This is a genomic window from Priestia sp. TSO9 (genome assembly GCF_021029645.1).
GTDB lineage: Bacteria > Bacillota > Bacilli > Bacillales > Bacillaceae_H > Priestia > Priestia megaterium_E.
The window spans coordinates 1-19265 of sequence record NZ_JAJEKD010000005.1 but is presented as its reverse complement, the minus strand read 5'-3'; the positions used below and the strand labels follow the sequence as shown (position 1 = coordinate 19265).

General features: G+C 38.7%; 17 protein-coding genes, 2 tRNA genes, 2 rRNA genes and 2 riboswitches. Of the genes, 3 read left to right on the top strand and 18 right to left on the bottom strand.

Annotation, left to right across the window (positions count from 1 at the left end; translation table 11 throughout):
- Window positions 1-421: 421 nt before the first annotated feature.
- From LJC66_RS01200 to groES, 7 genes are all read right to left on the bottom strand, one after another.
- Entirely contained in the window at window positions 422-1747 is a 1326-nt protein-coding gene (locus tag LJC66_RS01200) for an NCS2 family permease (RefSeq protein WP_013055032.1), read from the bottom strand.
- Between the two features lie 133 nt (window positions 1748-1880).
- A riboswitch (purine riboswitch) is annotated at window positions 1881-1982 on the bottom strand.
- Window positions 1983-2079: 97 nt separating this feature from the next.
- The gene (guaA, locus tag LJC66_RS01195) at window positions 2080-3609 is read right to left on the bottom strand and encodes a glutamine-hydrolyzing GMP synthase (protein WP_028410369.1); all 1530 of its coding nucleotides are present in this window, start codon (window positions 3607-3609) and stop codon (window positions 2080-2082) included.
- A 123-nt stretch (window positions 3610-3732) separates the two neighbouring features.
- Window positions 3733-3834: riboswitch (purine riboswitch) on the bottom strand.
- A gap of 39 nt (window positions 3835-3873) precedes the next feature.
- Complete coding sequence (locus LJC66_RS01190; protein WP_230931664.1) at window positions 3874-6066, bottom strand: transglutaminase TgpA family protein; 2193 nt, start codon at window positions 6064-6066, stop codon at window positions 3874-3876.
- Window positions 6063-7253 (bottom strand): DUF58 domain-containing protein, encoded by a 1191-nt coding sequence (locus LJC66_RS01185; RefSeq protein ID WP_230931663.1) that lies wholly within the window; start codon window positions 7251-7253, stop codon window positions 6063-6065. Before LJC66_RS01185 ends, LJC66_RS01190 begins: the two co-directional genes overlap by 4 nt.
- A 10-nt stretch (window positions 7254-7263) precedes the next feature.
- A complete protein-coding gene (locus LJC66_RS01180; protein WP_195695585.1) occupies window positions 7264-8214 on the bottom strand; it encodes an AAA family ATPase in 951 nt (316 codons plus the stop codon).
- A 158-nt stretch (window positions 8215-8372) separates the two neighbouring features.
- The gene (gene groL, locus LJC66_RS01175; protein ID WP_230931662.1) at window positions 8373-10004 is read right to left on the bottom strand and encodes a chaperonin GroEL; all 1632 of its coding nucleotides are present in this window, start codon (window positions 10002-10004) and stop codon (window positions 8373-8375) included.
- Between the two features lie 67 nt (window positions 10005-10071).
- Window positions 10072-10356 (bottom strand): co-chaperone GroES, encoded by a 285-nt coding sequence (gene groES, locus LJC66_RS01170; protein ID WP_013055026.1) that lies wholly within the window; start codon window positions 10354-10356, stop codon window positions 10072-10074.
- Window positions 10357-10655: 299 nt separating this feature from the next.
- Here groES and LJC66_RS01165 point away from each other — a divergent pair, with 299 nt between their 5' ends.
- Both LJC66_RS01165 and LJC66_RS01160 read left to right on the top strand, forming a co-directional pair.
- Window positions 10656-11384 carry a CPBP family intramembrane glutamic endopeptidase gene (locus LJC66_RS01165; protein WP_230931661.1) on the top strand — a complete coding sequence of 243 codons (729 nt, stop codon included), beginning with the start codon at window positions 10656-10658 and terminating at the stop codon, window positions 11382-11384.
- Window positions 11381-11608 (top strand): YdiK family protein, encoded by a 228-nt coding sequence (locus LJC66_RS01160; RefSeq protein ID WP_013055024.1) that lies wholly within the window; start codon window positions 11381-11383, stop codon window positions 11606-11608. Before LJC66_RS01165 ends, LJC66_RS01160 begins: the two co-directional genes overlap by 4 nt.
- Before the next feature lie 25 nt (window positions 11609-11633).
- Here the strand turns inward: LJC66_RS01160 and tatC are convergent, their stop codons facing one another.
- The 3 genes from tatC to LJC66_RS01145 are packed head-to-tail and all read right to left on the bottom strand — an operon-like array spanning window position 11634 to window position 13282.
- A complete protein-coding gene (gene tatC / locus LJC66_RS01155; protein WP_013055023.1) occupies window positions 11634-12389 on the bottom strand; it encodes a twin-arginine translocase subunit TatC in 756 nt (251 codons plus the stop codon).
- Window positions 12390-12404: 15 nt separating this feature from the next.
- A complete protein-coding gene (gene tatA, locus LJC66_RS01150) occupies window positions 12405-12590 on the bottom strand; it encodes a twin-arginine translocase TatA/TatE family subunit (protein ID WP_013055022.1) in 186 nt (61 codons plus the stop codon).
- Window positions 12591-12643: 53 nt separating this feature from the next.
- Complete coding sequence (locus LJC66_RS01145) at window positions 12644-13282, bottom strand: redox-sensing transcriptional repressor Rex (protein ID WP_028410376.1); 639 nt, start codon at window positions 13280-13282, stop codon at window positions 12644-12646.
- 458 nt (window positions 13283-13740) lie between these two features.
- Between LJC66_RS01145 and LJC66_RS01140 the strand changes: the two genes are divergently transcribed.
- Window positions 13741-15675 (top strand): ABC-F family ATP-binding cassette domain-containing protein, encoded by a 1935-nt coding sequence (locus LJC66_RS01140; RefSeq protein ID WP_230931660.1) that lies wholly within the window; start codon window positions 13741-13743, stop codon window positions 15673-15675.
- 255 nt (window positions 15676-15930) lie between these two features.
- Here LJC66_RS01140 and tsaD read toward each other — a convergent pair whose 3' ends face one another.
- From tsaD to LJC66_RS01100, 8 genes are all read right to left on the bottom strand, one after another.
- Complete coding sequence (gene tsaD / locus LJC66_RS01135; protein WP_028410378.1) at window positions 15931-16947, bottom strand: tRNA (adenosine(37)-N6)-threonylcarbamoyltransferase complex transferase subunit TsaD; 1017 nt, start codon at window positions 16945-16947, stop codon at window positions 15931-15933.
- Window positions 16944-17393 (bottom strand): ribosomal protein S18-alanine N-acetyltransferase, encoded by a 450-nt coding sequence (gene rimI / locus LJC66_RS01130; protein WP_034654811.1) that lies wholly within the window; start codon window positions 17391-17393, stop codon window positions 16944-16946. The genes tsaD and rimI overlap by 4 nt, the downstream gene beginning before the upstream one ends.
- 14 nt (window positions 17394-17407) lie before the next feature.
- The gene (tsaB, locus tag LJC66_RS01125; RefSeq protein ID WP_230931659.1) at window positions 17408-18106 is read right to left on the bottom strand and encodes a tRNA (adenosine(37)-N6)-threonylcarbamoyltransferase complex dimerization subunit type 1 TsaB; all 699 of its coding nucleotides are present in this window, start codon (window positions 18104-18106) and stop codon (window positions 17408-17410) included.
- A complete protein-coding gene (gene tsaE / locus LJC66_RS01120; protein WP_195695588.1) occupies window positions 18103-18573 on the bottom strand; it encodes a tRNA (adenosine(37)-N6)-threonylcarbamoyltransferase complex ATPase subunit type 1 TsaE in 471 nt (156 codons plus the stop codon). Before tsaE ends, tsaB begins: the two co-directional genes overlap by 4 nt.
- Before the next feature lie 220 nt (window positions 18574-18793).
- Window positions 18794-18869 (bottom strand) — tRNA-Asp (locus tag LJC66_RS01115).
- 4 nt (window positions 18870-18873) lie between these two features.
- Window positions 18874-18950: transfer RNA gene (locus LJC66_RS01110), tRNA-Met, on the bottom strand.
- A 25-nt stretch (window positions 18951-18975) separates the two neighbouring features.
- Window positions 18976-19091: ribosomal RNA gene (gene rrf, locus LJC66_RS01105) — 5S ribosomal RNA — on the bottom strand.
- A gap of 68 nt (window positions 19092-19159) precedes the next feature.
- A 23S ribosomal RNA gene (locus tag LJC66_RS01100) occupies window positions 19160-19265 on the bottom strand; the annotation flags it as partial.

Here is a 19265-nt window from a genome sequence, read left to right as displayed (position 1 = left end):
AGGCACGCCGCCAGCGTTCATCCTGAGCCAGGATCAAACTCTCCGAAGAAATGTTTGACTTGCTCAATTAAAAAATAAAATTTAACGTTGACGTTTGTCGCTTTGTTCAGTTTTCAAAGTTCAACCGTTGCCCTGAAGCAACTTTATTAGTATAACATTCTATCATTTTGATGTCAACATCTTTTTTAAGATGTTTCTCTCAACTGCGCTGTTCATCAGCGACATTTAATAATTTACCATATATAATATATAGAGTCAATCGTTTTTCTAAAAAACTTTATAAATAAAAAAGTTAATGAAGTAAACCTTCAATATAATGATTGAATACTCTCTATTACAATAGCAATCTAGCCGCTATGCAGTTTTCTTATCTTACCATAAAAAAAAAGCCCAGTCATTAAACTGAGCTTTTTTATTTAAACTATTCTGCTAAGAATGCAAAATAGAGTATGAAGATGATACAGAGAGCATACATAATTGGATGAACTTCTTTTCCACGCTTGCTGCATAACATTGTAATAGGATAAAAGATAAAACCAACCGCAATACCTGTTGCAATACTGTATGTTAGTGGCATCATAATTACCGTGAAAAATGCGGGAACTGCTACTTCGAACTCTTTCCAATTAATTTCTCCTAAATTTGACACCATCAGAGCTCCTACCGTAATTAAAGCCGGCGCAGTAACAGCTGGTGTTACGACCGCTAACAATGGAGAAAAGAACAGTGCAACTAAGAAAAACGCCGCCGTTACGATTGCAGTAAATCCTGAACGTCCGCCCGCTGCTACTCCAGCCGTAGACTCTACATAAGCTGTTGTTGATGAGGTACCAAGAACAGCACCAACTACAATCGCACTAGAATCTGCCAATAACGCTCTGCCCGCTCGCGGAAGTTTATTATCTTTCATAAGCCCAGCTTGACTCGCTACAGCAACCATTGTACCTGCTGTATCGAAGAAATCAACAAATAAGAAAGTTAAAATGACGACTAGCATCTTTACAGTAAAGATATCACCGATATTTTGAAAAGCTGCCCCAAACGTCGGGTCAAGACTAGGAACTGATGAAACAACTGCTTTAGGTGTATCAATTAAACCAAAAGCCATACCTGCTACAGCCGTTACAATCATACCGATAAATACAGCTGCATTTACTCGAAGCACCATTAATACAATAGTAATGACAATGCCAAAAACCGCAAGTAACGTTGTTGGGTTAGTTAAATCACCCAGTCCAACAAATGTGGCATCATCTTTGACAATGATTCCGGCACCTTTCATACCAATAAAACTAATAAATAAACCAATACCTGCTCCAACAGCCATTTTTAATTCAATAGGAATAGAATTAATAATTTTTTCTCGCAGGCTTGTTAATGTTAAAAGAATAAAAATAACACCTGATATCATAACACCCGTTAAAGCCGTCTGCCATGGAATTCCCATTGTCAGAACAACTGTATAAGCAAAAAATGCGTTTAATCCCATACCTGGAGCTAATGAAATTGGATATCTACCAAGCACTCCCATAACAATTGATCCCAAAGCTGCCGCTAAAGCAGTAGCTGTAAATACAGCCCCTTGGTCCATTCTCATACTGTCAGGAAGATCCTTTACATCACTTAGTGATAGCACAGATGGATTAACAAATAAAATGTAAGCCATAGATAGAAAAGTTGTAAGGCCAGCTATAAACTCTTTTCGATAGCTAGTACCCAGCTCTTCAAAACGAAAATACTTCTTCACGTTTTTTCCTCCCTTTATAGAAGCCGCATGCACTTAGGCAAGCCATAAAAAATGCCTCTACACTAGGCGCGTAAAGGCATAAGATCGACTAAAAGAGAAATGTATGAGCCAAAAAAACAAAAGATTTTTACACATACATGTATTACTTTCTCGTAGTCAAGCCATTTACGGTAGCTCGGTAGAAACTTTTGGGCCTTATCCCCAAGATTATACGACATTAAAGCTATATCTCGCTGTTTTATGTTACTATCCTACCATTAACTTTTTAAAAAAGTCAACAAAAAACGAACATTCTTATAAAAGAATGTTCGTTTGTTCGGTTTTCTTACATATTATTCCCATTCAATTGTTGCAGGTGGCTTACTTGTAATATCATACACTACGCGGTTAATATGCTTAACTTCGTTTACAATACGCGTTGAGATAACTTCAAGCACATCCCAAGGAATACGCGCCCAGTCAGAAGTCATACCATCAATCGATGTAACAGCACGAATACCGATTGTGTAATCATACGTACGAGCATCTCCCATTACACCTACACTGCGGATGTCAGGAAGAACCGTAAAGTATTGCCAGATATCGCGCTCTAAGTCAGCTTTTGCAATCTCTTCACGTAAAATAGCATCCGACTCACGTACAATTTCTAACTTCTCTTCCGTAATTGCACCAAGTACACGAATACCTAGACCTGGTCCTGGGAAAGGTTGACGCCAAACGATGTTATCAGGGATACCCAATTCAGAACCTAATGCACGTACTTCATCTTTGAATAGCGTGTTTAACGGTTCGATTAGTTTGAACTGCATATCTTCCGGTAACCCACCTACGTTGTGGTGAGATTTGATCGTTTGAGCTGTAGCTGTCCCACTCTCGATAATATCTGTGTATAGCGTACCTTGAGCTAGGAAATCAAACCCTTTTAATTTAGCAGCTTCGTCATCGAATACATAAATAAATTCATTACCGATGATTTTACGCTTTTGTTCAGGATCTGATACGCCGTTTAATTTTTCTAAGAAGCGATCTTTTGCATCGATTTTAATTACGTTCATATTAAAGCCTTCGCTAAATGTTTCCATTACGCTTTCCGCTTCACCTTTACGTAATAAACCGTGATCTACGAACATACATGTTAACTGATCACCAATTGCTTTGTGAATTAATACAGCTACTACTGAAGAGTCTACTCCGCCGCTAAGTGCGCAAAGTACTTTTCTATCTCCAACTGTTTCACGGATTTTATCCATTTCAACTTCAATGAAGTTCTCGATTGACCAGTTTGCTTCAGCATGACATACTTCAAACACGAAGTTCTTTAAGATATGGTTACCGTGCACTGAATGGCGAACTTCTGGATGGAACTGCACTCCGTACATATTCTTTTCTTTGTTACTCATTGCGGCAATTGGACAAGATGGACTAGTTGCGTCCACTTCAAAACCAGCTGGTGTTTCTACAACTAAATCACCGTGACTCATCCAAACAACTTGTTCTTTTGGCAACTCATGGTACATTAATGAATCGTTTTGTACGTTAATCGCTGCTTTACCATATTCACGATGGCTAGCACCTTCTACCTTCCCGCCAAAATGATGAGTCATTAATTGCATTCCATAACAAATACCTAACACAGGAATACCTAATTCAAAAATGTTTTCATCGCAGTGAAATGCGTTTTCACCGTACACACTGTTTGGGCCTCCAGAAAAAATAATTCCCTTTGGATTTAATGCTTTAATCTCTTCTGCTGTAATTGTGTGCGGATGCAATTCACTATATACTCCGAACTCGCGAATGCGACGCGTAATCAGTTGGTTATATTGACTACCAAAATCTAATACAACAATCATGCCTTCCATCTTGTTCACCTCTCCGAATGTGTAAATAATCACTTGTTATTATGCCCTAAAATATAAAAAAAACTAGACTTCTCCCTCAAAAAACAAAGGCAGAAGTCTAGTTGAGCACGACGTTCATTGTCAAATAGACTGTTCTGCCTTCATAGTCAGATCGTTTAAGGTGACCCGGTAGAGACTCTCGAACCATATTATCGAGGATATATGAAGGTATACGAAACATTTATAGTAAGTTCGAGAATATTCTATCAATCCGCGAAACAATGGTCAAGAACTCGTTTTTTTGATTAAATTTTCCCACAATTCAATCGACTCTTTCCATTCTTTTATGGAATCTGCATTTCGATACAACACCCGCTCATATTTTTCCGTTAATTGTAGCATATTTACCGTATTTAATTTTTCGTCTACTTCTCTTGCAAAGTCGCGCAGCGTCTGACTTTCTTGCCGCTTTAGTCCATTTGCAGCAAGTCTTTTAAGTAAAAAAGCATACGCTGATTCAAAGGTTTCCACACTCTCTTTCTTTTTATAAAAAGAGATATAAAAAGGTAAAAACCATTTAAATCGATTGAGATATATTACTATTAACATAATTACAATCAGTCCGTAGAAAAGCACTTTCCACTTCATAGACAACTTAGCATTTTGAAGAGAAGCTGTTTTTTCTTTCGCTCTTTCTTCTTGTGCGGGAAGCTCTTTTTCCTTAGGCTGCTCCTTCACTTGCGTTTCTTGTTTCTCTTCTTCCCTTTGACTATTTTCACTAGAGTTGTTAGGTTGGCTATCTACAAAATCATAAGGATTAGAAAAACTTTTTGTTGGTTCAAAAGGTACCCAACCCGCTCCTGGAAAATAGACTTCGACCCAAGAATGAGCATTATTTTGTGTGATTTCATAGGTTGTCCACTTACTACTTCCTGAAATGACGGTGGCATCACCTTCTGTATAGCCCTTTACCCACCGAGCAGGAATATCTAATGAACGAAGCAGCACAACCATAGAAGTAGAGAAGTTATCACAGTACCCTCTTTTTGTATCAAATAAAAATTGATCCACATAATCTTTATTTTTCGTAGGAATTGGAACATTTTCAGTATCATATACATATGGATTTGATCGGAAGTATTCTTCAACGGCTTTCGCTTTTTCATAACGATTGTTCTTATTTTTTGTTACCTCACGAGCTAAATCCTTTACTCGTTTCGGCAAATTAGCAGGAAGTTGCGTATACCTTGCTATGAATTCGTTATTATTCTCTAAACTCTCTGCCTTTTTTTCCTCTGCTTGCTGAAGAAGTCCAATATTAAATACAGGATATTTATACGTCATCTCATACGATTGAACAGTAACAAGCTTGTCATTTTGATAAGGATATAATTTTTCATTTGTCGGTGTAACATCGGTTTGAATGCCATTTTTTAAGGTTAGCGACAGCAGTTGAGGAACATGCATAAGATGAACAGAAGGCTGCGAATAGGTAACTTCTGCTTTTCTTACTTGTCCTGCTACACTTGAGTCATATTGAGGGAGTAAGTTTTCATTTCCTTTAAAGGATACTTTTTCTTCCTCTTTAGACAGCTCCCACCCCTTACCTGTATAAACATCCTTCGTTTCAATACGCCAATAGTGCTCATCCTCTACTTTGGCTGTAAACACAACCGTATCATCATTAACAAACGATCCCCCCAATTTAGAATCGTCCATATCATAGCCAATTCGTTGACCGCTTGCAGATTCTCCCTGTCCTTGATTTGTTGTATGCGCTGTGATAAAAGGTACGGGATCTGGCCACTGCGGCCCTGGTTTAGGAGCGAGATAAGCCAGCACAATGACGATAGCTAAAAAGCTGCCTAGAAAAAGAAATGATCGTTTTCTATTTTCTAAACGCTCAGTGCTCGTAGCTTTTATGCGTTCAGGATTTATGCGAAGCATGGCTACTAATAAAAATCCAATAATGGTCACGCGAATAATAGCAGCTCCCGCATCGTAAGTAGAAAAGGTATCCAACACGGTAATATACAAAATGGTTAAGAAGAAAAAGAAGAAAATTCTTTTTTGATAAAAGATCCAATATCGAATTAAATAAGCCATAATCCAAAGCAGCACAAAAAATAAAGTGCTCCTCATTTCAAATGATAAATTCGCTATATTCCACTCCATGATACTTTGTGCATCTGACTGAAGAATCTCCAAAAGTCTCGGAAGCCAGTCTGAAGAAAAGAATGCTCCTTGGAAATAGAGATTGTGAAGCGAAAACAAAATAAACAATATACTCCCTAACGCCATCACGATAAACGGCAAGCGAAACGTTAAACACAAAAAACAGTAAGCAACAAACAAGATAAAGTACTGAATTTGATTAGTATCCGTCACTTCATTTAAAGGAAGAAGCCATTCCACTAATAAAAAGAATGCTCCCGCGTACAATAAGATGTTTTTTACATACAAAGCTGATTTATTCACTTATTTCCGCCCTCACTTCCTTTAGATGATAGAGGAAGAGGAATATTAACGACTTCAATCGTTAAAGCAGAAAATTGTATTCCATTTACAATAACCGTCTCTTCGTCACTAAGCCCTGCTCCTTCATCTTTAACGACAATTATTGATGCCTTAGCATGCAGACTTAGCTTAGATTGAACCTGCCCAATGAGAGCCCCTGTAACTTGACTGACAATGACCATAAAAGAATGCTGCTTTTGAATGGCAATACTCTTAAATTCTGTTTCGAACGCTCGGTTGTTAACAGGCTGTGCACGCGCTAAGTGATACAACAGGTTATCAGTCTCACTTTGTTCAGAGGTTTTTGGTAAAAAAAGTGCATCTCCAGCTAAAAGAAAATCGATTTTTTTACGCTTGGTTTCTTCATGAATGAGCATGGATGCCAGAAAGCTCATTCGTTCTTCAAAGTATAGAGAGCTTATAACATCTGCAATGATAATCATACTCCGTTCATGATAATGACCGAACTCTTTAGAAATCAACGTAGCTTTACGAGCCGTCGCCTTCCAATCGATAGATCCTAATCGGTCACCCGGCTGGTATTCTCTAATGCCTGTCACTAACGTAGTAGATTGATTCCCCGTGGAAACTTCATTTTTTCCTTCTTCTATTCCCGCTAAAAGAAACGGGATATCTATCTCATGGATTTGAGGATATACGATAAACCGCTGCTGCAGCGGATAATATGCCTTCTTTTTTACAATTCCTAATAAATCACTCAATTCAATCGAAATCGTAAAAAATTCATATTCTCCTCTTTCTACAAACGATCTTTCATGCGGAATAACAGCATTTCGTTGAAAAAGCGGATAAATTGTTCTTTCTTCTTGATCTAAAAGGTTACTCTCCTCTTTCACTGCTGCCATATAAACAGGAAAACCCGAGGAGCGTGTAATATGAATGTCATACGAAAGATGATCTCCAGCGAATCGAGGCTGTAGCTTCACATCACGAGTAACATTCCACTTCTTTAACGGATAAAGCAAAACGGCTGCCGCATATAATCCAAAAGGTAAGAAGCTATAAAATAAAAACCAGCTGACAAAGCCCCCTTGAAACATCGCGTAAGAAAACGTAGCAGCAAAGATGCAGAATAAAACGAACCAGTCCCTACATTTATTCCATATCACTTTTATATACTGTTTCATAAAGTACCTCTTACCTTTTAACAGGTACTTTCGTATCAGCCATAATTTGCTTCATCACATCATCCGCTGTTAAGCCGCTGTACTGGGTATCAGATCTTAGCATTAATCGATGTGCACACACATACGAAGCAAGCTCTTGAACATCATCAGGAAGACAGTAATCTCTTCCCTTCACTAACGCATATGCTTGAACGGCCTTCATAAAGGAAACCGTTCCACGAGGACTGATACCTAACGAAACATGTGGATGAGAGCGCGTTTTGCGAATGATTTCGATGATATAGTGCTTGATCGCATCATCTACATAAATACTGCTTACAGTTTTTTGAGCCTGTACTAATTCTGGAATGCTCATGACGGGTTTGACATCTTCAAGATTAACTTGAGTCGATACGCCGTTTAAAATTTGAAGCTCCTCTTCCTGCGTAGGATACCCCATGCTTAATTTGAATAAAAATCGATCCAGCTGCGCTTCTGGCAAATGATAGGTCCCATCAAAATCAACAGGATTTTGAGTAGCCATCACAAAAAAAGGCGCTGGAATTTCCCGGGTGATACCATCGGTTGTTACATGATGCTCAGCCATTGCTTCTAAAAGCGCCGATTGTGTTTTAGGAGAAGTCCTGTTAATCTCATCAGCGAGTACAATGTGGCTCATGATAGGACCTGGACGAAAATGAAATTCCATGTCTTTTGGACTGTAAATAGAAACACCTGTTACGTCGGACGGCAGCAAATCGGGCGTGAATTGAATTCGTTTAAATTCTGCATCAATCGATTTGGCCAGTGCCTTCACGAGCATCGTTTTCCCCACACCCGGCACATCTTCAAGCAAAATATGCCCCTTTGCAAGCAAAGCAACCAAACTCAACGTAGATACATGACGCTTTCCAATTACAATTTGATCGATGTTTTCTAATACTTGGTTTAATTTATTATTAATATGATCCAGCTGAATCAACGAAGCTCCCCCTTAAAACTCAGTTAAGCCTTGAGTTTAGTATGTTTTTCAATAAACATAGTACTATCTTAACAAATTTTAAAAAAATCTGAAAATATTAATGCACGCAAAAAAGCGACCAAGTGAGTACTTGGTCGCTTTTTTAGGTAGGGCAGTTATTACATCATGCCGCCCATTCCACCCATGCCGCCCATGTCAGGCATTACAGGTGCTCCGCCTTCTTCTGGCTTGTCAGCAACAACTGCTTCAGTTGTTAAGAACATAGCCGCTACAGAAGAAGCATTTTGAAGAGCTGAACGCGTTACTTTTGTTGGGTCAACGATACCAGTGTCTAACATGTTTACCCACTCGCCAGTTGCAGCGTTAAATCCAGTTCCAACTGCTTCGCCTTTTAGACGCTCAACGATTACTGATCCTTCTAAACCAGCGTTGTGAGCGATTTGACGTACAGGCTCTTCAATCGCACGTAATACGATGTTGATACCTGTAGCAGTGTCACCGTCAGCTTCGATGCTTGCTACTTTATTATAGATATTTACTAATGCAGTACCACCACCAGCTACGATACCTTCTTCAACCGCAGCACGCGTAGAGTTTAATGCATCTTCAATACGTAATTTACGTTCTTTTAACTCAGTTTCAGTTGCCGCACCAACTTTAATTACAGCTACGCCACCAGCAAGTTTTGCTAAGCGCTCTTGTAATTTTTCACGGTCAAACTCTGAAGTTGTTTCTTCAAGCTGAGCTTTGATTTGGTTTACGCGTGCTAGGATATCTTCTGCGTTTCCTGCACCGTTTACAACTGTTGTATTTTCTTTTGTTACAACAATTTTAGAAGCGCGACCTAATTGATCGATGCTTGCTGTTTTTAAGTCAAGACCAAGCTCTTCAGTGATTACTTCTCCGCCCGTTAGAATAGCAACGTCTTGTAGCATTGCCTTACGGCGATCACCGAAACCAGGAGCTTTAACAGCTACAGCTGTGAATGTACCGCGAAGTTTGTTCACAACTAATGTTGCTAAAGCTTCGCCTTCTACGTCTTCAGCGATGATTAATAGAGGCTTGCCTTGTTGAACAACTTGCTCTAATACCGGTAAGATTTCTTGAATGTTACCGATTTTTTTGTCTGTGATTAAGATGTATGGATCATCTAATACAGCTTCCATTTTATCTGAATCAGTTACCATGTAAGGAGATGCATATCCACGGTCAAACTGCATACCTTCTACCACTTCTAATTCAGTTGTGAAACCTTTTGATTCTTCAAGTGTGATAACGCCGTCGTTACCAACGCGCTCCATTGCTTCAGCAATTAATTGACCTACTTCTTCGTCAGCTGCTGAGATAGCTGCTACTTGAGCAATTGAATCTTTACCTTGAATTGGTTTAGAGATTGCTTTTAGTTCTTCAACCGCTACAGCTACTGCTTTTTCCATCCCTTTACGGATACCCATTGGGTTAGCACCAGCCGTTACGTTTTTAAGACCTTCTCTGATCATTGCTTGCGCTAAAACTGTTGCAGTAGTTGTACCGTCACCAGCAACGTCGTTTGTTTTGCTAGCAACTTCCGCTACTAATTTAGCACCCATATTTTCAAATGCGTCTTCTAATTCGATTTCTTTTGCGATTGTTACACCATCATTTGTAATAAGCGGTGAACCGAATTTCTTTTCTAATACAACGTTACGACCTTTTGGTCCAAGCGTTACTTTTACAGCATTTGCTAATGTATCTACACCACGTAGCATTGCGCGACGTGCTTCTTCGCTAAATTTAATGTCTTTTGCCATGTTCTTTGACCTCCTCAAGATGTTCTTAATAATCTATTTTTTACGTATGATAAGTTTGTGGTTAAAATTAGCCGATTACAGCTAAAATATCGCTTTCGCGTAAAATTAAGTATTCAGTACCTTCGTATTTCACTTCAGTACCCGCATATTTTGAGAAGATGATACGATCGCCCGCAGCTACTTCTAAAGCTACACGCTCACCGCTTTCTAATACTCGGCCTGTACCAACAGCAACAATCTTACCCTCTTGTGGTTTTTCTTTTGCACTGTCCGGTAACACGATACCGCTTGCTGTTTTTTCCTCAGATTTTACAAGTTCAATCACTACGCGATCACCTAATGGCTTTAACAAGTGAAACAACCTCCTCAAATAATATGTTTGCATTTTTATTAGCACTCAACCTCGACGAGTGCTAACACAATTATTATATTAAAACAAAGTGGGTTTTTTTTGCAAGTATTAAACAAAAAAAATTTAAAATTTACGACAACTACATATAATAGTCTTAGATTTCGACGATTTTGAGAAATAAAGCATTCTTTTCTCTGTTCAATAATATGTATGTTACAATACGAGCAAGAAGAAATTACTAACTTTACAGTACTTCTTCGACATATATACATAAAAACCTTTTAAAGGAGTATAGAAGATTGGAAAAACGTTATTGGTATGTTATCCTCACCTACATCCTTATGCAGTTTTCAGGAGTTGTTGGTATACCGCTGTTAAAATTAACAGGAATGTTTGATGACTATCCAGTTCGAACAGCGAATGTCCTGCTTTTGACTTATTGGACTATCATTAGCTTTATCCTTGGCTTACTTATTGTCTTACTGCTGCTGCGTCGTGACATGTCCATGCGTATAGAACATGCTGGAAAAACGATTGCTGTTGCCTGGTCAGTCCTTGGGGTGTTTCTCGCTATGGCTGGTCAAGCTGTAGCAGGTATGATCGAACACGCTCTTGGCATTACCCAAGTATCTGAAAACACACAAAATATTGTTAACCTTGTTAAAGCAACACCGTTCCTTATTGTCGTTACATCTGTTATTGGACCAATACTAGAAGAGATTATTTTCCGAAAGATTATTTTCGGCTCTCTTCACAAACGATACAATTTCTTTATCTCTGCATTTATTAGTTCCCTTATTTTCGCTGCGGTACACTGGGATTTTAAACATTTACTTGTGTATACAGCCATGGGATTTGTATTTGCATTCCTTTATGCAAGAACAAGACTAATTGTTGTACCTATTATTGCTCATGTTTTGATGAATACAATCGTTATTTTATCTCAAACTATTTTTGCAGATAAAATTATAGAAATGCAAAAACAAGCAGAACAAATGCAGTTTATTTTTGGAGGCATGTTTTTATGAAGAATATCCCTTTAACACGAGGGTTTATTTATATTATTATGGGGATTTTATTTACTTACTTGGCAATTCAAAATGCTCAGGAAACCGTGTGGAATTTCCCCACAATCTTATTTGCACTCGTAGCCGCATTCGATTTCAGGTTTGCGGTTCGCATCTTTATCTTGCACTACAAAATTAAAAAATTGCAGCAGCAATATAAAAATCAAGATGATTCATCTAAATAAAAAAACCACTGTTTCAGTGGTTTTTTTACATACTAACATCTTCTCTTTCTTGCTCTGCCCTTGCCTTTAACACTTTGCGATACGAAATGCGGGAAATAATGATGCTGATTTCATACAAAATTAAGAGCGGCACTGTCACCATCATGTGCGAGAGCAATTCCGGTGGTGTAATAAGTGCGGCAATAACTAGCAGTACGAAATAGGCATATTTTCGAATTTGAGATAAAAACATAGGCGTGATAATTCCTAATCTCGTCAAAAACATCACGACGACAGGAAGCTGAAACAACAGGCCAAAAGGCAGTGTGAGCTGCATTAAAAAAGAAAAGTATTCATTAATGCCAATCACTTGGTTTACATTCAGCTCATCAGAAACGCGCGTCATAAAATCGACGACAAATGGAAACAACACAAAATAAGAAAAAGAGACACCGCCGATAAAGAGAAAAATGGAAACAGGAATATATCCAAGCGTTACCTTCCGCTCTTTTTCATATAAACCAGGACTAATAAATGCCCAGAGTTGATACAGTGCAACAGGAGCTGCAAGTACACAGCCGATAATAACAGCAAACTGCATATAAATCTTAACTGGATCTGTTAGCCTAAATGCATTCATCGTTAAATTTTTTGCCTCATCAGCATGCTGTAAATAGACAATGACCTTATCCGCTATAAAGAAGCCGCCAATTGTGGCAATCACAAAGAAAAATAAAACAATTAAAATGCGTTTTCGCAGCTCTCCTATATGATCATATATTGACATTTCTTGTTCGGTCATACTATGATCACCCTCTTACTCTTTGTCATCTACTTGACGCTGTTTATCTTTTTCACGATCTTCTGATGCACCGCTAGCGGCATGCTTAAACTCTCTAAGCGTTTGGCCCACTGATCTTCCTAGCTCCGGTAACCGTTTCGGTCCAAAAATAAGCAGTGCTACAATCGCAATAATAATCCAACTGCCTGCTCCAATCCCCATATTCCCACTCTCCTTATTAATTTAGACTTAAGGAAATCGTAACATAGTCCGCCTTATTCAACAGGATAATTTTTCAAAAAGTAGACAAGCGACTGTAATTCTACAGCAAGATCAATATGGTGCAGTCGAATCTCATCCGGTACGTTTAAGCGTGCAGGAGTAAAGTTTAGAATCCCTTTAATTCCGCAACTCACTAAACGATCGGTAATTTGCTGAGCAACAGTGGCAGGAACGGTTAAAATCGCCACTGAGATATCATCACTCATATAATCTTCCAATTGGTCAAGGTGATAAACCGGCACGTCGCCTACTTTTGTACCGACTTTATCTTCTATCACATCAAAAGCGCACTCAATTTTGGTGTTATTATTTTTAATAAAATTATAATTTAAAAAGGCCGTTCCCAGATTCCCTACGCCAATCAGTGCTACTTTCGTTACTTCATCTTGGTCTAACGTTTTACGGAAAAATGTAAGTAAATAATTCACATTGTAGCCGTATCCCTTTTTCCCTAATGCTCCAAAGTAAGAAAAATCCCGGCGAATAGTAGCAGAATCAACTTTCACTGCCTCACTTAACTCCGCTGACGAAACACGCTGTTTACCAGAAGCATGCAAGTTTTTTAAAAAACGATAATAAAGCGGCAATCGTTTAGCCGTTGCTTGTGGTATTTTTAATTGTTCAGTGTTCACGTTGTACCCCCTCAGTTCATGTATGTCGTTACTAACATTTTCAAGTCATATTGCATTACCTTTCACAAAGCCTCAACCGCTTTGAGGTAGCGCTTCCAATTCTCTCTCTTTTCTCTTGTTTTATATATACTCCGCTTCACACCCCGACGCCTTTTGTCTATCCAGCACTACTTAAAGTCGGTAGCTAGAACGAAGCAATGTGCCCTTCAAAGGATTCGTTTGTTAGTCATGACGGGTTTTCTACATCCATCATATATAAGTTCAGAGATGCACTTATCTCTTATTTTAACATAGTATCCTGTATAAAATGTGCAGGTAAAATCATTTTATTTCATGAATCAAAACATTCGCTTCATCATTTGTCCTTGTCCCTCTACAAATTACAAACGCTTGTAAGAAGAACTTGTAGTTGAAAATATGTTAAAATACACTATGGATATACTACTAGAGGTGAAAAAATGATTATTCTACAATTGAACGGTATTACAAAATACTATGGGGCAGAACCCATTTTATCGAATATAAAGTTAGAAGTACAATCAAAAGACCGCATTGCCCTAGTGGGACGAAACGGTGCTGGTAAATCAACTTTATTAAAAATTATTGCTGAGCAGCTTTCTTATGACAGCGGAGAAATTATTAAACCTAAAGGTGTTTCCATTGATTATATGGGACAAGATACAGTTCTTGAGTCAACACTCTCCATATGGGAAGAAATGATGACGGTCTTTGCTCCGTTAAAGAAAATGGAAAAAGAATTACGTACGCTTGAAACGAAGATGGGTGATCCAGACATTTTTAATGATTCAGTTCAATACGAAAAACTAACCAAAGAGTACGACCAGCTTCAAGTAACGTTCAAAGATTTAGGCGGCTATCAATATGAAGCGGATACACGGTCTATTCTTCACGGTTTCCGTTTTTCAAACTTTGACTATAGCACCCCTATTTCCTCCTTGAGCGGTGGACAAAAAACGCGCTTGGCTCTTGCAAAACTGCTTTTAACAAAGCCAGACTTGCTTATTCTCGATGAGCCTACCAACCACTTAGATATTGAAACTTTAGCATGGCTGGAACAGTTTCTGCAAGGGTATGAAGGAGCTATTTTAATTGTTTCACACGATCGTTACTTCCTTGATAAAGTCGTAAATCAAGTGTATGAAGTCACACAAAAAACAACGGTCAAGTACACGGGCAATTACTCTAAATACCTTGTACAAAAAGCAGAGCGATATGAAAAAGAGTTGCGTCAGTATGAAAAGCAGCAAGATGAAGTCGCAAAACTGAATGATTTTATTCAGCGAAACATCGCCCGCGCATCGACTACAAAACGTGCGCAAAGCAGACGGAAACAGCTCGATCGAATGGAGTTAATAAATCGACCTAACGAAGGCGAAAAATCAGCTAGTTTTTCGTTTGAAATTGAGCGTCAAAGCGGAAATGAAGTCTTAAATCTTGAAGACGTGTCTATCGGATATGATGAACACAAATATATCGTTCAGCAGGCAAACCTTCGGATTAAAAAAGGTGAAAGCCTTGCGTTGGTTGGCCCTAATGGAGTTGGGAAATCTACTTTATTAAAAGGTATTGTGGATAAACTAAGCTTCAAGACTGGAACCATTTCCTTTGGCTCAAACGTAATGGTTGGTTATTACGACCAAGAGCAAGCCAATTTAACGTCTAATAAAACCGTTTTAAATGAGCTTTGGGATGAATACCCATCCAAACCTGAAAAAGAAATTCGTACAGCGCTTGGAAATTTTCTGTTTTCAGGTGATGATGTACTGAAAATCGTTTCCACGCTTAGCGGTGGTGAAAAAGCACGCTTGGCTCTTGCGAAGCTTATGCTTCAAAAAGCTAATTTCTTAATTTTAGATGAACCTACTAACCATCTTGATTTAGATAGCAAACAAGTACTCGAGAATGCGTTAATCGATTACCCAGGAACTCTGTTATTTGTTTCACATGACCGTTATTTTATTAATCGTATTGCAAACAAAATAGCAGAGCTGTCTCCTGAAGGGTTAGAAGAGTTTCTTGGAGATTATGACTATTATGTAGAAAAGAAAGCAGAAATAGAGGAAATCAAAGAATTAGAAAATATAAAAGCAAACGAAGAACGCACGGTAAAAGTAGATAAACAGTCCTATAAACAAGATAAAGAACAAAAAAAATTGATGAGGCAGCGAACGCGCCGCATTGAAGAAATTGAGACTGAAGTAAACAAATTAGAAGCCGCACAAGCAGAGAATGAAGAACTTCTTTGTGACCCTGAAATTTATCAAAACCACGAAGAAGTATCAAGATTAAACGGTGAAAACGAAAAAATTTCTTCACAGTTATCCACATTAATGGAAGAGTGGGAAGAATTACAGCTTCTTCTAGAAGAATAGTCTATATTTTTTCGTATTTATTCATCCTATTTACTTGTTCGTGCGCTTTAGAACAAGCTTTATCCACTCTGTGAATAAACAGTGGATATCTGTCTGATTTTCATAATTAAAACTTGTTGATAACAGGTCCGTGTACTGAGCGCACGGACTTTTCCACATAATTATCCACAGTTAATTCTAAATTTATTGAATATTGTTGATAAATTATTTTTATCCACAAAAAAAGACGAATGAGAACTAAATCTCATTCGTCTCTTACTCTTCCAAGTCTAAACCGGGGTTTGCGTTTAATGACATATCTGAACGTTTTCCTTGAGCAAATCGTACACTTGCTGCTGCTCCAATCATTGCAGCATTATCCGTGCAGAGAGAGAGCGGCGGGATAATAAGTTCGATGTTTGATAATGGTGCAAATGCCTCTTCTAGCGCTGCTCTAAGTCCTTTATTAGCAGCAACTCCTCCTGCTACTAACACTTGCTTAACGTTATATTCCTTTGCAGCTTTAACGGTTTTAGTTACTAACACATCAATAACACTCGCTTGAAAGCTAGCAGCAAGCGTTTGTGGAAGAATTTCTTCACCTTTTTGCTTCGCGTTGTGGACAGTGTTAATAACTGCTGATTTTAACCCACTGAAACTAAAATCATAGGATCCTTCTTCTAGCCAAGCACGCGGCAAATCAATTAATGGCTCTCCTTCATGTGCAAGGCGGTCAATATGCGGTCCCCCTGGATATGGAAGGTTTAACGTGCGGGCTACTTTATCGTAGGCTTCTCCTGCTGCATCATCTCTCGTTTCACCAATCACTTTAAACTGACCGTGACTTTCCATGTATACAAGCTCCGTATGCCCTCCAGATACAACTAACGATAAAAGCGGGAATTCTAATTTTTTGATTAGCTGGTTTGCATAAATATGTCCTGCAATATGATGAACACCAATTAATGGCTTTTGATGTGCAAATGCTAGCGCTTTGGCTGCATTTACGCCAATAAGAAGTGCTCCCACAAGCCCTGGTCCTTCCGTTACAGCTATTGCATCAATATCTGCAAACGTCAAGTTCGCTTGATTTAAAGTTTCTTCAACTACCACCGTAATTTGTTCCACATGATGACGAGATGCAATCTCCGGTACGACACCGCCAAATCGTTTATGACTTTCTATTTGAGAGGCCACCACATTGGCTACAATTTCATGACCGTTTCGAATCACGGCTGCTGCTGTCTCATCACAGCTTGTTTCTAATGCTAAAATTAATTGATTTTCACTCATAAATTCACCCACATAACTAATGCATCCTCATTGTTATCAGAATAATAATTCTTACGAATACCTCCAGGTTTAAAACCTAGCTTTTGATACAATGATTGTGCAATATGATTAGATACCCTCACTTCTAATGTCATTGACGCAGCACCTAGTTTTCGAAGCACGTCCATCACGTTGCGCAGCAACAATTCACCGAGTCCCTTACCTCGGTAGTCTGGCAATAGCGCAATGTTGGTTACATGTGCTTCGTCAATAACAATCCACGTTCCGCAATACCCAATAATATTTTCTCCTTCTTCCATCACAATGTAAGTTGAAAATTGATTATTGGTTAACTCATTTTGAAACGCTTCTGAACTCCAAGGTGTCGTAAAAGACTTCTCTTCAATTTTCACTACTTGATCAATATCTTTAACTTCCATTAAACGAAACTTAATTGTTAGTTTCATGTTTATACCTTCTTTTATCCTTTTTGCTGTGAAGCAAGCCAGTTGGCTTCGGCTTCAGCTAAACGAATGTAGTTCGGAACAAAAGTATGCACAGACTGCGGCTCTTTCTTCATTCCTAAGAAAGCCAATTCACTTGGTCTTGGATTAAACTGCTGAACATGGGCAAATACAGCTTGTTCACCCAGCACTTCTTTTAACGCCTCTTCATGCATAGGAAGATCATTGCCTATGAATAAAATAGGTTTGTTGTATGACTTTAAATGTTCCGCCCAGTCTTTATTAATAACAAGTCGATCACTTTCAACTTCTACAAGACCTCTCTCGTTATTCCATTCATATAGTCCTGTATAAAGCTGTTGACGGCGCGCATCAAATAACGGAGCGATATATCCATCAAAATAGCGACCGTTTGCTGATAGTGCCTCAAGGCTAGATACACCTATTAAAGGAATATTTAAAGTCCAAGCAAGTGTCTTGGCAATGGTAACGCCAATGCGTACACCTGTATAAGATCCTGGACCGTGTGCTACTACAATACGGTCTAGCTCGCTTGGCGCAATATCACAATCCTTTAACAAAGATTCCACAGCGTTCATCACACGAACGGAGTGATTCTTTTTTAGATTCGTAATAATTTCTCCAATTACTTTGTTTTCTTCAACGACAGCAACACCCATGACAAAATTGGATGTATCAATGGCTAACATTTTCATCTTTTAAAAAGCTCCTTACATATTTCAACGTACCGACTGCCTATCGCTTTTACAAGGATTTTACGAGCCGTTTCGTTTTCATGGTAAATATTGATTTGAATATATTCATTAGGAAGCTGCTCTTCAATCAGATGAGCCCATTCCACGACCGTCACGCCATCTCCTTCAAAATACTCATCAAACCCTAGGTCTTCAAATTCATCCCCTAGACGGTACACATCCATATGATAAAGAGGAAGGCGACCGCTTTTGTATTCTTTAATGATCGTAAATGTCGGGCTATTCACATTGCGTTCAATTCCTAATCCTTTAGCTAAACTTTTTGTGAATGTTGTCTTTCCAGCTCCCAAATCGCCTTCAAGCAGCAGCACGTCACCAGCTTCTAATAAAGTTGCTAGACGAGCAGCCAGCTGATTAGTTTCATCAGGAGACGTAGACATAAACGTAAATTCGTTAATCTCTGTCATTCATTCAGAACCTCATTTCAATCTGTATATATATATTGTAAACGTTGTGGACTATACATATCCAGTAAGAAATCCAACAATCTTTAACATCGCAATTCTATAAAGAAATTTCTTTGTATATAAAAAATTCCTTAGGATTGCTCCTAAGGACGGTAAAGTTTTATATAAAAATGGTTCAAACAATAAAAAAGACGAAACACATTGTTTCGTTTCTAAAACATGGCGGTCCCGACGGGAATCGAACCCGCGATCTCCTGCGTGACAGGCAGGCATGTTAACCGCTACACCACGGGACCATGTTGGTTGCGGGGACAGGATTTGAACCTGCGACCTTCGGGTTATGAGCCCGACGAGCTACCGAACTGCTCCACCCCGCGATGATAAAAAAAGCAAAATAAAAATGCCTAGCGATGTCCTACTCTCACAGGGACAAAGTCCCAACTACCATCGGCGCTAAAGAGCTTAACTTCCGTGTTCGGTATGGGAACGGGTGTGACCTCTTTGCCATTATCACTAGACATTTATATGAGATTGTTCTCTCAAAACTAGATAACAGTTTGCTGAATAAAGCTTACGCTTTTAAAGTTTGGTTAAGTCCTCGATCGATTAGTATCAGTCAGCTACACATGTCGCCACGCTTCCACCTCTGACCTATCAACCTGATCATCTTTCAGGGATCTTACTAGCTTGCG